General features: G+C 50.8%; 14 protein-coding genes. 2 read left to right on the top strand and 12 right to left on the bottom strand.

Going from position 1 to position 14,369, the window contains the following annotated elements:
• Positions 1-14: 14 nt before the first annotated feature.
• The 4 genes from nikC to AC50X8_RS26880 all read right to left on the bottom strand — a co-directional run bounded on the left by nikC (position 15) and on the right by AC50X8_RS26880 (position 4,119).
• A complete protein-coding gene (nikC, locus tag AC50X8_RS26895) occupies positions 15-845 on the bottom strand; it encodes a nickel ABC transporter permease subunit NikC (protein WP_494882670.1) in 831 nt (276 codons plus the stop codon).
• Positions 845-1,789 (bottom strand): nickel ABC transporter permease subunit NikB, encoded by a 945-nt coding sequence (gene nikB / locus AC50X8_RS26890; RefSeq protein WP_056032094.1) that lies wholly within the window; start codon positions 1,787-1,789, stop codon positions 845-847. The genes nikC and nikB overlap by 1 nt, the downstream gene beginning before the upstream one ends.
• A gap of 39 nt (positions 1,790-1,828) precedes the next feature.
• Positions 1,829-3,469, bottom strand: coding sequence for a nickel ABC transporter substrate-binding protein (gene nikA, locus AC50X8_RS26885; protein ID WP_056032097.1), 1,641 nt, complete (start codon positions 3,467-3,469; stop codon positions 1,829-1,831).
• Positions 3,470-3,648: 179 nt separating this feature from the next.
• Positions 3,649-4,119 (bottom strand): CcdC family protein, encoded by a 471-nt coding sequence (locus AC50X8_RS26880; protein ID WP_056032105.1) that lies wholly within the window; start codon positions 4,117-4,119, stop codon positions 3,649-3,651.
• A 161-nt stretch (positions 4,120-4,280) separates the two neighbouring features.
• On the opposite strand from AC50X8_RS26880, the gene AC50X8_RS26875 reads away from it, so the two are divergent.
• Positions 4,281-5,651 carry an MFS transporter gene (locus AC50X8_RS26875; RefSeq protein WP_494882639.1) on the top strand — a complete coding sequence of 457 codons (1,371 nt, stop codon included), beginning with the start codon at positions 4,281-4,283 and terminating at the stop codon, positions 5,649-5,651.
• A 29-nt stretch (positions 5,652-5,680) separates the two neighbouring features.
• Here the strand turns inward: AC50X8_RS26875 and AC50X8_RS26870 are convergent, their stop codons facing one another.
• The 7 genes from AC50X8_RS26870 to AC50X8_RS26840 form a co-directional block, all read right to left on the bottom strand.
• Positions 5,681-6,418 (bottom strand): ABC transporter permease, encoded by a 738-nt coding sequence (locus AC50X8_RS26870; RefSeq protein WP_056032112.1) that lies wholly within the window; start codon positions 6,416-6,418, stop codon positions 5,681-5,683.
• A gap of 1 nt (position 6,419) precedes the next feature.
• Positions 6,420-7,139, bottom strand: coding sequence for an ABC transporter permease (locus tag AC50X8_RS26865; RefSeq protein WP_327204910.1), 720 nt, complete (start codon positions 7,137-7,139; stop codon positions 6,420-6,422).
• Positions 7,139-8,053: an ABC transporter ATP-binding protein gene (locus tag AC50X8_RS26860; RefSeq protein ID WP_056032115.1), complete on the bottom strand. Its 915-nt coding sequence runs from the start codon at positions 8,051-8,053 to the stop codon at positions 7,139-7,141. The genes AC50X8_RS26865 and AC50X8_RS26860 overlap by 1 nt, the downstream gene beginning before the upstream one ends.
• A 59-nt stretch (positions 8,054-8,112) precedes the next feature.
• Positions 8,113-9,540: a HAMP domain-containing sensor histidine kinase gene (locus tag AC50X8_RS26855; protein ID WP_494882636.1), complete on the bottom strand. Its 1,428-nt coding sequence runs from the start codon at positions 9,538-9,540 to the stop codon at positions 8,113-8,115.
• Positions 9,537-10,211, bottom strand: coding sequence for a response regulator transcription factor (locus tag AC50X8_RS26850; RefSeq protein ID WP_056033039.1), 675 nt, complete (start codon positions 10,209-10,211; stop codon positions 9,537-9,539). The genes AC50X8_RS26855 and AC50X8_RS26850 overlap by 4 nt, the downstream gene beginning before the upstream one ends.
• Before the next feature lie 78 nt (positions 10,212-10,289).
• On the bottom strand, positions 10,290-11,762 hold the full coding sequence (locus AC50X8_RS26845; protein ID WP_494882634.1) for an amidase family protein: 1,473 nt from the start codon (positions 11,760-11,762) through the stop codon (positions 10,290-10,292).
• Positions 11,763-12,000: 238 nt separating this feature from the next.
• Entirely contained in the window at positions 12,001-12,450 is a 450-nt protein-coding gene (locus AC50X8_RS26840; RefSeq protein WP_494863701.1) for an SRPBCC domain-containing protein, read from the bottom strand.
• Positions 12,451-12,700: 250 nt separating this feature from the next.
• Here AC50X8_RS26840 and AC50X8_RS26835 point away from each other — a divergent pair, with 250 nt between their 5' ends.
• The gene (locus AC50X8_RS26835) at positions 12,701-13,546 is read left to right on the top strand and encodes an AraC family transcriptional regulator (protein ID WP_494882632.1); all 846 of its coding nucleotides are present in this window, start codon (positions 12,701-12,703) and stop codon (positions 13,544-13,546) included.
• Here AC50X8_RS26835 and AC50X8_RS26830 read toward each other — a convergent pair.
• On the bottom strand, positions 13,506-14,318 hold the full coding sequence (locus tag AC50X8_RS26830; RefSeq protein WP_494882668.1) for an NADPH-dependent F420 reductase: 813 nt from the start codon (positions 14,316-14,318) through the stop codon (positions 13,506-13,508). The genes AC50X8_RS26835 and AC50X8_RS26830 overlap by 41 nt on opposite strands.
• Positions 14,319-14,369 lie beyond the last annotated feature (51 nt).

Below are 14,369 nucleotides of genomic sequence, written 5' to 3'. Positions count from 1 at the left end.
GGCCTCATTCCTATTCACATCCGTCGTTTTACCCCAAATCGCTCCGACAACGCTTCACCTAATATGTTGAACGTAATGACCACGAACAAAATCATCAAGCCCGGATATAACATCAATTCCGGATGGCTGCGAATAAAGGCTTTGCCTTCATGAATCATCGCCCCCCACTCCGGAGTCGGCGGCTGAATACCGAGGCCTAGAAACGATAGCGCCGAAATATCCATAATCGCCCAGCCCATTTCAAGCGTTCCCATGACCAAAATAGGCGGCAGCACATTCGGAATAATATGCCGTCTAATAATTTTCCACTCGGAGGAGCCGCTGATTCGAGCGGCGGTAATAAACTGGCGTTCTTTCAGGCTGATAACCATGCCGCGGAACATGCGGGCGTAATACACCCATTGTACCAGCATCAACGCGAGCACAACCTGCATCAGCCCCGGTCCAAAAATGCCGACCATGCCCAAAACGAGCACGAGATTCGGAATCGTCATGACCGCTTCGCAAAAACGCATCAGGCAGCCATCCAGCCAGCCCCCTCTATACCCTGCAATGGTTCCAATAACTAAGCCGATCCCCAGAGAGGCAATAAAAATCAAGAAAGCCAGACCAAGTGAAATACGGGCGCCATAGAGCAAGCGCGATAAAGTGTCGCGCCCTAAATGGTCGGTACCGAGCCAATGCTCCGCCGAAGGCGTCTGCAGCTTAAGCGCCAAATTGACTTTGATAGGGTCATGTGGCGAAATCCATGGAGCTAAAAGGGTCACAATAGCAAAAACGAGTAAAATGGCCGTGCATATGGCAATCGCTTTCTGGCCCCTCAGGACGGTGCGTAGTCTCGCAATCACTGGTCGGTTCTTCCTTTCAGGGAAATTCGGGGATCCATATAAAGCTGTACCAAATCAACGATTAAGTTGCAGATAATGAACAAGCAAGCCGCGAGGAACACATAACACTGAATGACCGGAATATCCCGATTGAATATCGCATCGACAAAATATCGGCCGAACCCCGGCCACGAAAATACCTGCTCCACGATAATCGTCCCGGTCAGCAATTTGCCAAAGTTCATGCCCAGGCCTGTAATGACGGGTGAAATCGCGATTTTCAGCACATGCTTGACCATAATAATCCGCTGCTTAATTCCTCGCGTCTTCGCATACAGCACATACGACTCCTGCAGCTGCTCCAGCACACTCGCACGCAGCAGCCGGGTATAGATAGCGATAAGAGCGAGTGACAGGGTCAGCGTCGGAAGCACGAGATTTTCCCACGAGCCCTTGCCTTCTACAGGAAGCAAATCCAGCTTGACGGCGAAAAAGAACATCAATAAATAACCGAGCCAAAACTGCGGAATGGACGCCCCGAAATACGAGAGCCCTCTGCTGAAATGATCAATCGGGCTGTTCTTATAAATGGCCGACAAAAAGCCGAGCGGGATGCTGACGAGCATCGCAAACAATATGCTGCTGACGGCGAGCTGCACCGTCGCGGGCATTTTCGATACGACGTCCTCCCATACCGGTTCATTCGTCATATACGATTTTCCAAAATCAAGCTGCGCCATCTTGACGACCGTGCGCCCATATTGGACGAGCAGCGGCTGATCCAAGCCAAATTCATGTCTCTTCTCAGCGAGCAGCTCCTCCGTCGGATGAATGTGGGCAGCCGTTAAATAAGCTTCTGCCGGGTCGACAGGCGATACCTGAATGAGTACGAACGTAATAAGAATGGCAAAAAGAATGATAGGGACGATTGCGAGCAATCGCCTCCCGATATAGCTAATCATGGATTGCCTCCCTGCTGGCTGCTTGCTACTGGCTGCTTATTACTGGCTAATGTTTATTCCTTCAAATGGATTTTCGTCCCGATTCGCAGGGAACGCAAAGTCCGTCACCTTGTTTTGAAGCACTACCGTTTTCTTAATATAGGAGATTGGCACAATCGCCGATTGCTCCTGCAGCGTCAGCAAGATGGAGCTGTACAGCTGCTGGCGCTTCGTCTCATCCGTCGAGGCAAGCGCTTCATGGATTTGCTGATCCAGCTCCTGCTTCATTGGCAAGCCGGAGTTGGCCTCGGCTACGCCCCAGCCTTTCTCAGCTACAACGTTAATGAAGGAATGCGGATCATACGGTGCGCCATAGTTGTACCAGAAATCAAGGTCAAATTCGCCCGCTTTCCGGCGCTGAATTTGCGTCGTGAGCTCAAGCCCCGTTATGTTCAGCTTCACGCCGATCGCACTCCATTCGGCTTGCATCGTTTCAGCCATCGCTTTTTGAATCGGATCTGTCTTATCGAAAATCAATTCCAGCTCTAATGCCTGTCCATCCTTCTCGCGAACGGCTTTGCCGGAAGGCAGCTTCCAGCCTGCTTCATCCAAGTAAGCAGCCGCTTTATCCGTATTGTATTCGACAGGTTGTACGTCGATATTCGTATAAGGGAAGTTTTTAGACAAAATCGTATCCGCCTTTTCCTCAAGGCCGAGCGTAATGCCTTCAACCATCGCCTGCTTGTTAAAGCCAGCCTGAAGAGCCAGACGCACCCGCAAATCGGAAAGCTTGTCATTCGTTGTATTCAGCAGAAGACTTCTTGTTCCGACCGGCTCGGACAATTGGGTTGCATACTTGCCGGATTCTTTCAAATTATTAAAGGCATCCATGCTGATGACACCTTCTCCATAAATCAAATCGAGCTCGCCTTTTTCAAAAGCCAATACGCGGGTTTCCGCGTCAGGAATGATTTTGACGGTGATTTTATCGATTTTTGGACTTTCGCCCCAATAATTCGGATTGCGCGTAAATACGGCATATTCGTCCTTCTTGTATTCAGCCAGCATCCACGGGCCTGTTCCAACCGGCTCTTTAATTCCTTTAGAAGTGTCTCCATCATCCGGGAAACCGGCTTCACCCAAGAAACGAACCGGGCGAACGAGCGAAAGATCCTGAATAGCCGGATAATAGGCCTGCTTCAGCGTCATTTTAAAGGTGTATTCGTCAACGACCTCCGTCTTGTCGAGAACGTTGATAACGCCAAGCCAGCTGTGCAAGCTCGGGTTTTTCATAACCGCATCAAAATTTTTCTTCACGATCGCGGCATTAAAAGCCGTTCCGTCGGAAAACTTCACATTTTGACGAAGCTTGAAGGTATATTCCTTGCCATCCTCCGAAATCGTCCATGATTCAGCCAGCATCGGCTCAAGCTTGCCCCCTGCTTTATAGCTGACCAACGGCTCATAAATCATCGATTGGGCAAATAGCTGCGAAGGATTATATGTGTGTGGGTTCATCGTTCCAATATCACGCGGCCAAGATAACGTAATGGCCTTTTCCGATACGACTGCTGCGTTTTCAGTAGTTCCACTGCTAGCGCTTGGCGCCGCTTCCTGCTTCGTACATGCCATAAGCACGGTTGATACGAGGAAAATCGTAGCTGCGATAGATAGGAGCGTTTTCTTGGTCGTTCTAATCATGTTGTCGTTGTCTCCGTTTCGGTTCAGTAATAATGATTCTCATTAATAATAGTGAAAAGCTTATAGGCTGTCAATGAGCTTCGTCCTTAAATCATGTGAAAAAAGGCAATCGGGCCTCATACAAGGTCCAATTGCCTGACTTGTTATTTACTGCTTGTTTTTGTGCGTGCATGGAAAAGCTACGCCGCGAGCCGTTCTCTAGCAAGCTTTCTGAACTTCAGATAAGACATGACGCGCCAAGGAATGATATAGGAAAAGGCGATCACCATGAACAAGGCGGCGAACGTTTCCGGATCGAGCATCGACACATAATTTCGCAGCAGCAGGCGAATGCCCAAAATCGCTAGAAAAGCGACGATGAAGCCTCGATTCTTTTTCGCATAAATTTGCTGATCCTCGCGCACCTCATAATTAGTCGTCCAGATGAGCGGTATCGACAGCGCTAAGCCGATCACAATAGCGAGGAGCCATTCAAGCAGCGGCGCATGGATGTGAGGATTGAGGAAAATCATGAAGCCCGGCAGCATGAAAAGAAGGGGAAGCAGCAAACGTATGCCGCTGCCGCGAATCGGACGATAAAAGCTGCGCGTCCTCCTCCATAAAATCAATCCCGCGATTAAAATAATGAATACGTACACAGAGCCGTTCATGCTCACACCGCTTTCTTTGAAGGAATAGATAGTTTTAATTATAATCGTTCATCAGTTGGACTTCTATACGCTCCTAAACGCTCATGTTATACTTCATGAATATTAAAATTTCACATGGGAAGCAGTAGAGTCGGTTAACGAAAGCACTGTTCAACATCAGATTGGAGATTGTCATGTTTGGATACGGCAAGGCCATCAAGCAGCTTGCGCCCGCTGCAAAATGGCTGATTTTTAGCGAAATATGCTTCGGAATGACCATGGGGCTGTCGAGCCTTGTGCTTAATTTATATTTTCTATCAAAAGGTGTGAATGAAGAGGCGATTGGCCACCTGACATCGGTCAGCACCTTAATTGGAGGAGCCGTCGGCATTCCCGCCAGCATGCTGGCAGGACGTCTGGGACGAAAGCGAATTATGGTGAGCGGCATCTGCATGATGTCCGGCAGCTTTGCGCTGTTTGCAGTGAGCGACCACTTGCTTCTATATTATGGCGCTCAGGCCATGCTGTCCTGCGGCATCGTATTTATTGTTGCGACGGAAACCCAGCTGTTGTTTCAATATAATCGTTCCCGGGAAGCCGAGACGCAGGCTTACAGCCTGTTTCTCGCTGTGTTTATGTTTTTCAACATCGGAGGCACGCTGCTTGGCGGGTATTTGCCCCGCTGGCTCGGCACGCCAGCAGACCATTATGAGCCGCAGCTGTGGCTGGCGTCTATGTTCATGCTGCTGCTCGCGATCATTCGCGGATGGAAGCTGCCTTCTGATCGCCAAGCTGCTGTGAAGAAGACAACGCAGGAAGCACAGCAGCGGGGGATTGGGCCACAGGATACAGCGAAGGATCGGAAAGCTGGAGCTGGCAGCGAGCATCGGGCAGCAGTTGGGAAAGCATCCGCTTCGCGCAAATTTGCCCATTCGCTTACTCGTCTACTGCCAACGAAGCAGGTCTGGCTGCTAGCAGGATTTATTTTCATATCCGGCATTGCTGGCGCTTTGACCATGCCCTTCCTGAACGTCATCGTTAAGTACCAGCTCAATTGGGAAAATGAAGCCGTATCATCACTGCTCGCAGCTAATTATTTCGTCTTGTTCATCGGCACTTTGCTGGTGCCTTCCGTGTTATCCCGGCTCGGCGAGGTCAAAACGTATATGCTGTTGTTCGCACTGACGATTGTATGCGCAGCCGTACTGTCTGTCACCAGCTCGGTAGGCTTATTCGCTAGCGCACTGCTGCTGCGGGGCGGGCTGTTCGCCTTCCTCAATACGCTCATCGACAGCAACACGATGTCGTCGCTGCCGGACGAGGACCGCAACAGCTTTGCGGGGCTGCGCTCTCTGTTTCGCAGCATAGGCGGCGCGGCGGCAGCCTATGCTGCAGGGCTGATGCTGGAGCAGAAAAATGTCCAGCTCCCTTTTCTCATCACGGCCATCGTTATGCTCATCAGCGCCATTTATTTCTGGTATGTAGTCAGGCCACTGTTGAACAAGCAGAACATACAGAACAAGCAGAAAACGCAGCAGCAGCTCGAACCGTAAGGCTGAGCTGCATGGGCTGTTTCCTGTTATTATATTTCTTTAGCTCGGAAATAGACTAGGCCGCCGATAATAAATAGAAGCAAGCTGCCTATAATCGTCATAAACAAGTTCATCACAGGCATAGTGAAGGCACCGTAATTTTCGGAGCCCAGCGCCAGCATCGCAATCGTCGGCTGCGCCCAAGGATAAAAGGGGCCATATTCTGCTGAGTTGATGACTAATATATTCGGCAGCGTCAGCATGACGTTAATCGTCAGCGGCGCTGCAAAGCTGCTCCAGCTGGTGGATGCCCAGAGCTGAAGCGCTGCTAAAGGCAAGCAAGCGAGCCAGCCTCCCAGCAAGCCCAGCAGCATAAAATTCCAAGGAATTTCATGGAGTCCGCGGGCAGCACCTGTAATGAGCACCGCTGCCAAGAAAAGCAGCTGCACACCGATGAGCAGCTCGGAAACGAGCCAGAATTTGGCGAAATAAAGCGATTTACGCGATATTGGCATCGCCAGCAGCTGCTTCCAGCCTCCCCCAGCATGCTCATAGCGGCAAACGAAAGCCGCAAAGACGCCAGTCAAAATCGGCAAAAGCAGCACCGCATGAAACAACGCCATGGATGAATACAAGCCTTCATATTGCTCGGCAGGCGTGCCTTCTATTGGATTAGAGACAATGCCTAATAAAAACGAGAGCAGCGGACTAATAGGGACTAGCAGCCAAATGAAGGAGCGGGACAGCTTAAGCCGCTCGGATGCCAGCAGCCTCATGAATGCAGCCATTCTAGACCACATCCCTTCGGCCAAAATGCACAGAACCCAGCAAAAAAATAACTAGCCCGGTCAATATTCCCGCGCCGATATAAAGCTCTCCCTGTTCGCCTCTGAAGGCAAGCAGCGGCCAATTCAGCGGCAGCCACGTATATTTAGCCGGAAGATACATGGAAGCCATCGCGGTAACGATCCCGGCGCTAATGGAGAAGCCCTGATTGCGAAAGGTCATGCAGAGCCATAGCATGCAGGCAAGCATGGGCAGCGCACCTGCATAAGGATAGAAGCTTAGCCGCAGCACCTCCGTCAGCGGAAAGTGCCAGCCAAAGCCAAGCAGCACACCTAAAGCGACAGAGAATACGGCAAGCAGCAGGCAGGAGCAGGCCAGCAAAATCGCGCTCAGCGCAAATTTTGCAGAAAACACCGTCAGCCTTGATATAGGCAGCGCCAGCAGCTGCTTCCATGAGCCTGTGCCATGCTCCACATTTGCCAGCAGCGAGCTGACAAGCACGCAGCCGAGAAACAGCGAGATCGGCACAAACATGAAGATGTTATGCAGCAGCCCGCCCCATAAATCTTCGGCATACTGCTTCACTAAATAGTCATAACGGAGCCCAAAATTGACGGCTTGCAGCAATACAACGCCAAAAGGAGCAAATATAACGAGCGCCCACAGCCCTTTGCGGCGTATTTTCAAAAAATCGGCAGATAGTGCCTTGAAAAGCATGCCCATCACTTCTGTCCCCCTTCCCCAACAATTTGCAGGAAAAGATCCTCTAGCGATTTTCTTTTTTCTTCGATACGATATACGTCATGCTTGCGCGCTACTAATTGGTTCACCATCTGTGCCGCAGCGGCATCGCTTATTCCTTCCAGTCTAATAAGCGAGCCTTCTCTGACAGCGTCCAAACCCTGCTCATACAAGGTGAGCAGCGCCGCTTGCGGATCGGATACCCGCAGCTCGATTGTGCTCTGCGCCTTCTGCTGCAAATTTTGAATCGTATCTTGAAAAACAAGCTCCCCTTGCCTAACGATGCCTACCGTTCCCGCCATCTGTTCGACCTCGCTCAGCAAATGGCTGGAGATGAGCACCGTAATGCCATGCTGCCGCGGCATGCGCTTAATCAGCTCGCGAATTTCCAAAATGCCGGAAGGATCGAGGCCATTCGTGGGCTCATCCAAAATCAGCAGCTCTGGATTGCCCAGCAATGCGCTGGCGATGCCAAGCCGCTGCTTCATGCCCAGCGAATACCCCTTTACGGACCGCCGTGCCTCCTTCGCAAGGCCAACGATGTCCAGCACCTCGGCAATTCTCGCCCGTGGGACGTCGATAATTCGGCGAATGGCCTCCAAATTGTCGACTGCGGTAAGATGTCCGTAATAGGACGGGTATTCCACCAGCGAGCCGACTTTGCGAAGGATGTTCAGCCGTTCCTTTTGCAGCTCCTTGCCGAAAATATGCACACTGCCGCCCGATGGCTTAATCAGCCCGAGCAGCATGCGGATGGTCGTCGTTTTCCCTGCCCCATTCGGCCCAAGAAAGCCGTAAATATCCCCTTTTTCAATGCGCAAATTCAGTCCGGCTACAGCATAACGCCCTTTATATTTTTTGCTGAGCCCTTTCGTTTCTATGACCCATTCGTTCATGTCTATCACCTCGAAAGCTAGAATAACGCATCAAGGTTAAAACCAAGGAGCCTCTTTGTTTAAATTTTGTTTAAAAAATAACCCGCCGCCGCTTCCGGATAGATTAGAATGCGTGTGCCTTTAGCTGTGCTGTCAATATGCCAGGCCAGCCCCATCTCGCGGACCAAATAATGAACGATCGCAAGGCCGATGCCTGCCCCTTTCTCCTTCGAGGCCGACTGGGTGCCGGGTCCCCGATCCGAAATGACGAGAGCCGAATGCTCGCTATGCTGCACGATGGCAGCGCCAATGTAGCCGCCGTCAGCGGCATGACGCATAACATTTTGGAACAGATTGTCCAAAATGCGACGGAAGCCGTCCTTGTCCACACGCCAGACAAGCGCCTGCTCGGGCAGTTCAATATCCGCCGCCAGCCCTTCGCGCTCCCAAAGCGGATACCAAGAGGCTGCGCTTTCCCTGACAAGCCGCAGCACATCCTGCGGTGCCAGCTCAAGCGGATACCGTCCGCTGGTCATCAGCGTATACGAAAGCAGATTTTCGATCAGGCTGCTGACCGTATCGATTTTATTCTCCAACTGCTTTACGGTTTCGCGTCCCGCCTGACTAAGCGGCTCCTTATGCAGCGTATACAGCTGACCGCCCATCACCGTCATCGGCGTACGCAGATCATGCGATAAATTCGCAATCAGCTCCTTGCGCAGCTCCTCCTCTTCGCGTTCCCTCTGCCTGCCCGCTCTAAGCTGCAAAATCATTTCGTTAAAAGCGATTTCGAGCTGTCCAATCTCATCCTGCTTATTCACCTCCACCGGCAGCGGAAGACCCTCTGCTCCCCGCCTCGTCATAGCCGCCTGCAAGCGCAGCAGACGCCTACGAATATGGCGGAAGAACAACAGCGATAAAGCCACGAAGAACAGGAACACCAGGATGAGAAAAAGAATATAAAACGGGGCTCCAGATATGAGCGGCGTATTGCTTTGCACAAGCGAACGCGGCAATTGCATCGCCATAAAGCCTTGGCCAAGCGGCTTATCGCCAATAAAGGCAACAACCGTAAACGTGTCTGATCCGGTATTTTCTTTCATAAACTGGATGGCATCTTCATTCGACCACGTCACCGGCAATCTGTCCTGCCCGCCAAGCTCCAGCTTCGTCTTCCCCTCTCCATCGACCCAAAAGAAGGAAGCATCGGGATAGCTCTCCCGCAGCTTTCGCAGCGTTTCATTGATATGCTGGCTGGATGCGCCGGACAGCACGGCCGCCTGCTGATGGAACATTAGCTCAATCTCGCTGCTCTTGCCGTATTTAAGCTCCTGCATGTCCTGTTGCTGAACCGCAACTCCCAGATAATAATAGAAAACCGTCGCCACTGGAAACACGATCGGCACGAACAGAAACGCTGATAGAATAATGAGCAGATATCTGGATTGCAGCGATTGAAACAAACGGCCGCCTATGAGTGTCCGCCGCTCCTTCTTATTCCGCTTCACGGCTTCACCCGGTAGCCGATACCCCGCACCGTCTCAATAATTTCGGGATGAGCCGGGTCCTTCTCCAGCTTCTCGCGCAAATAGCGAATATGTACCATCAGCGTCTTGTCCCCTTCCAGATAAGCCTCGCCCCATACACCCTCATAAATTTGCTCCTTCGTCATAATCTGCCCCAAATGGCGCAGCAGGTAGGAGAAGATTTGAAACTGCTTGCCTGTCAAAAGAATTTCCTCGCCCGTTTCCCGATTTTCAATGCGGTTCTCCTGTTCAAAAACAAGCCAATGCTTAACCGCCAGCGGCTCAGCCGCAACGCTTGCAAAGCGGCGCAGCAGCACCTCGACCCTTGCCGTCAGCTCATCAGGATGAAACGGCTTCGTCAAATAATCATCAGCAAACTGCAGGCCTTGCAGCTTATCATCAATTGCCGTCCGCGCCGATAGCATTAGAATCGGCATGCTCGGCTCTGCCTTTTTCAACCGCTGCCCAATCGTAAAACCATCTAGTCCCGGCAGCATCACATCCAAAATCGCCAGTGAGCAGCCCGCCGCCTCCTCCAGCGCCCGTTCGCCGCTCAGCAGCCACTGCACCTCGTAGCCCCGCTCCTGCAAATGCGCATAAACGAACTGTCCAATTTCCTTGTCATCCTCAATATATAAAAGCTTTACACTCAACGCGCTTTCCCCTCCCCAGCTACAGCAAAGGTTATCAAGCTGCAATACTTTGAAAATAATACGCAGCAGCCTCAAACTCTATTTTTCTTCCTTCAATACAGGAGCAAAGCGATGCTTCGTTAATTGTTCAAAGCCATAAGCCAGCTTTATTAGGGTTGACTCGCTGAAGGCGGCCCCCACAAAAGTGATGCCTTGCGGTCCATTGGTTACATATCCGCCGCTTGCGACAACCCCCTTCTCCGCGTATCCGCCAGGTACGGTAATAACCGGATAACCCGCTCTTGCAGCGAGATCGTCACCCCCCTCGTTGCCAAGGAACAGCAGCGCGTCCAGTTGATGCTCTGCAAGTGCATGGTCGATTCCTAGCTTACCCGCCATTTCTTTATTCCTCGCTAGGCTTTCCAAATAAGCCGGCTCCGTTAAGGTCCCGCTCGTCTCTTCCGAAGAAATGAGAGTATCTTGGCCATATTTTAACGCTTGCTCAGCGTTTGCCGCATTAAAAGCAATGACCTCCTGCAAGGAATGAACAGGGACATGCGCAGCAAGCTTGCCCAAATAATCATTCAAGCCCTGCTTCAATTCGTAGCGGATGACATTGCCATCCCACTGTTCCTGTTCACATGGCAGCTCTACAGGATCAACAATCGTTACTCCCGCCTCTCTTAGAATGACAATTGCAGCCTCTACTATCTCAAGCCGATCAGTATCTAAGCCCTGGTAATAAAATCTGGGAATGCCGATTCTCGCTTTTTTTAAATAGGAAGCGTCCAGAAAAGGGAGATAGTCATTTATAAAGCTCGTCTCTTGCTGTCCGTCCGCACCCGTCATTGCCCCCAACAGCAGTGCTGCATCAGCAACGGTTCTCGTCAAAGGACCCGCTGTATCTTGTGAATGAGAGATGGGGATAATGCCAGCGCGGCTAACGAGACCAATAGTTGGCTTCAGTCCGACAAGGCCATTTTGGCTGGCAGGGCTAATGATCGAGCCTGTCGTCTCCGTTCCAATAGCTGCCGCTGCTAAATTAATTGCGGTAGCTGCCGCTGAACCAGAACTGGAGCCACCAATGAACAATTCCCCTGGGCCATATGGGTTGAGCGTGAGACCGCCTCTAGAGCTGTATCCCGCCCATATTTGACCCGACATGCACCCTGCCCATTCGGTCATATTTGTTTTACCAAGCAGTACCGCACCCGCTTCACGCAAGCGGGCAGCTACGAACGAATCCGCTTCGGCAATGGAATCCGCTAATGCTATGGAGCCTGCGCTTGTATGCATGGCGTCATGCGTATCTATATTATCCTTTAACAAAATAGGGATTCCATGCAGCAGTCCCCTGCTCCCACGCTCCTCGCGTTCCTTATCCAACTGCTTCGCGATGGCTATGGCCTCTGGATTTAGTTCAAGTACCGCATTGATGATCGGGTTATAACGTTCGATTCTTTCTAAATATATTAGCGTCAGTTTTTCAGAGCTAAGTACGCCCTCCTCCATCGCTTTGTGCATAGAGGCTATATCAGCTTCCACAACCCATTCCTCAAACTTAATCCGCATAAATCCAACCCCTTGATCGTTTGTATGTATATGGCTTCCATATTACCTTGTTCTTAGGGATTGTAAAGAAGTTTAGCCAAACTAAACTGATTCGTTATTCTTACTTTAAATCGCAACAAAGAACCAAAGCCGCCTATGGCTCTGGTTCTTTATTTTTCCGCTGAATGCGGATACATCCTTGCTTTTTGCAAAAAACGCCTCTATTGCTCTAACTCTTTATCCCATTATATATGTGCGCTTACCAGCCGAAATCAAGCGTCTTGCCCGTCTCCGCCAACGTCTTAATATTGCTGAGAATCATCCACCAGCTCGTCTTCGTATTTTCATATGACGGGTGGTCAGCTGGCCACTTATCGTTCACCAGCGTCAGCTTCGTGCAGCCGCCGACCTTCTCAAGCGACAGCGTAAGCCGTGTTTCCAGCTCCGCATGATTTTCACGATATGAGGGCCCCGGGTGCTCCGTACAGCTGAATAGCTCATTTGGCTTATATTCCAGTACCGTTCCGTAAACATGCACAACCTCTTCGCCCTTCTCATTTGGCCCAATGTATTCATAATGGGCACCTGGCTCAAACGTCGAATGCAGCGTGCTGCCAAAAAAGATTTTGCGCGTGTTTTCCGGCTTCATGAACGCATTCCAGACCTCCTCCGGCTCGGCATTTACATAAAAATCATATCTCAAATCCATACCTACACTCCTCCGCAATCGTGAATGGGCTGACCTTATACTTAAAATATAGGAAAGGATATGACTTTTCCATCCTCTCTCTATATTTCTCGGAATGAAACGCGCCGCGCCGCCAGATGACGGCGAAAGCCGTTTCACCTTTTCTTGCTAGTATGCTTGGCTGTGATAAAATTATTATAACGTGCAAATAACAACAGGTATTGTAAAAACGCGACAACGACTATGACAATAAACGGCGGAGGAATTTAAGATGAGCGCAAGCATGCAACGACCGAGCATGGGCCTTCTCCATTTGCAGGAGGGGGAGAAAAATTTTCAGCTTACGCGTTATGCGCCTTCCGAGGATATTGCTTTTTTCATCAAGCATTTCTGGATCGTCAGCTGGGACTTGTCCGAGCAGAAGCAGTATTTGCAGGAGGTTGTGCCCAATCCATGCGTGAACCTTATCGTTCAGCATGGAAGAAGCGGCATTTTCGGTGCGGCCAAGCAGAAGTATAGTTATCTTGTAGAAGGCAAAGGCTGCGTCTTCGGCGCAAAATTCCGTCCTGGCGGCTTTTATCCGTTTATGAAGCAGCCGGTGTCCTCTCTTGCTGACCATCCGCTGGGCATCCATGATATTTTCGATATGGATGGGCCATCCGCCGAGAAGCTGCTGCTGGCACAGGAAGAAGAAGCCGCTATGGTCGAGCTCGCCGAGCGCTTCATTAAACCGAAGCTGCCTGCCCAGGATGAATCGGTCACGCTCATTAATCAAATGGTCGATTGGATTATAGCTCAGCGAGACGTTACGAAGGTCGACCAGCTATGCGAGGCTTTTCATATTAACAAAAGAACGCTGCAGCGTCTATTCGATCAATATGTTGGCGTTACGCCAAAATGGGTTATTCAGCTGTACCGGCTGCAAAATGCCGCTGAAACGCTGGAACGCAGCCCAAGCCATGACTGGACGCAGCTATCGCTAGAGCTTGGTTACCACGATCAATCACATTTTATTAAAGATTTTAAAGCTGTTGTCGGCGTCACTCCAGAACAATACGCCAGTGTCGACCATGGCATCAATCAAGTCGTTGCTGTTTCAGCACGAGGTTTAAAATAACATCTGGAGACTTATCGCCTTTCTCAAATCGCACATGCAGCGCCTTGGTCGCTTTTGCTTCCGTCCAATCGTTCGCTTCCGCGAGCAGTAAGCAGGCTTTAAAATATTTCTCGTAAAACGCGCTTTGCTGCTCGTGTGCTGCTTGAATCACATCCTTGCTAAGGTGGGACCCTGTTAATTCCGGACTGCGTTCCGGGCTCGCTGCAGCGAGCGCCTGTTGCATCCCAGTCGCACCAAGGTCGACGCAATAGGCCGGCTTGCCCGGCTGCAGACGCCAAGACTCATCCAAACTGCCGGCATCGACAGGGTCGAACCCTACCTGATCAACCAGTTGGAAAACAATGGATTTGGCTGCGGAGTCGTCTCCGGCGACAGGCAGGGCCAGACGGCCCGGGGTTCCCGCCGGCACACCCCAAGTCAAGTTATACCATGGGGTCGCATTAAACGCCTTAATGACCGGGCGTTTAATTTGCTGCTCCACCCAACGGCTTTCGGGAAGGCCTTTTTCGATCTCATCAATTACGCCATCGTGATGCATAAATGGATAATAGTTGTTCGTATCGATAACGACTACGTTTGGAGTGGCCTTGTCCAGAAATCCGGATGGCAGGCTCGAAATCCGTTTTATCGGGATGGAGATAATCACGACCTCAGCACCTTCGGCAACGTCCTGAATGGTTGCCAGCTTCGCCCCTGTCTCTTGCGCTAAACTTTGCAGAGCTTGAGCATTGCCAGAGTTGGCGATGGCAACCTCATGCCCCCATTTCGTTATAGAAGTTCATTGGAAGAAAGAGAAGTTGACCACTGAACCTACGGAGGAGGG

The organism is Paenibacillus sp. JT22N15, assembly GCF_059383755.1.
Note: the sequence above shows the minus strand (reverse complement) of the source record. Positions and strands in the feature narration are given on the sequence as shown.

Coding starts and splice junctions, on each gene's coding strand:
- nikA (WP_056032097.1), bottom strand. CDS start 3,469: ATGATTAGAACGACCAAGAAAACGCTCCTATCTATCGCAGCTACGATT.
- nikB (WP_056032094.1), bottom strand. CDS start 1,789: ATGATTAGCTATATCGGGAGGCGATTGCTCGCAATCGTCCCTATCATT.
- AC50X8_RS26860 (WP_056032115.1), bottom strand. CDS start 8,053: ATGAACGAATGGGTCATAGAAACGAAAGGGCTCAGCAAAAAATATAAA.
- AC50X8_RS26865 (WP_327204910.1), bottom strand. CDS start 7,139: ATGGGCATGCTTTTCAAGGCACTATCTGCCGATTTTTTGAAAATACGC.
- AC50X8_RS26880 (WP_056032105.1), bottom strand. CDS start 4,119: ATGAACGGCTCTGTGTACGTATTCATTATTTTAATCGCGGGATTGATT.
- AC50X8_RS26845 (WP_494882634.1), bottom strand. CDS start 11,762: ATGCGGATTAAGTTTGAGGAATGGGTTGTGGAAGCTGATATAGCCTCT.
- AC50X8_RS26870 (WP_056032112.1), bottom strand. CDS start 6,418: ATGGCTGCATTCATGAGGCTGCTGGCATCCGAGCGGCTTAAGCTGTCC.
- AC50X8_RS26835 (WP_494882632.1), top strand. CDS start 12,701: ATGAGCGCAAGCATGCAACGACCGAGCATGGGCCTTCTCCATTTGCAG.
- AC50X8_RS26840 (WP_494863701.1), bottom strand. CDS start 12,450: ATGGATTTGAGATATGATTTTTATGTAAATGCCGAGCCGGAGGAGGTC.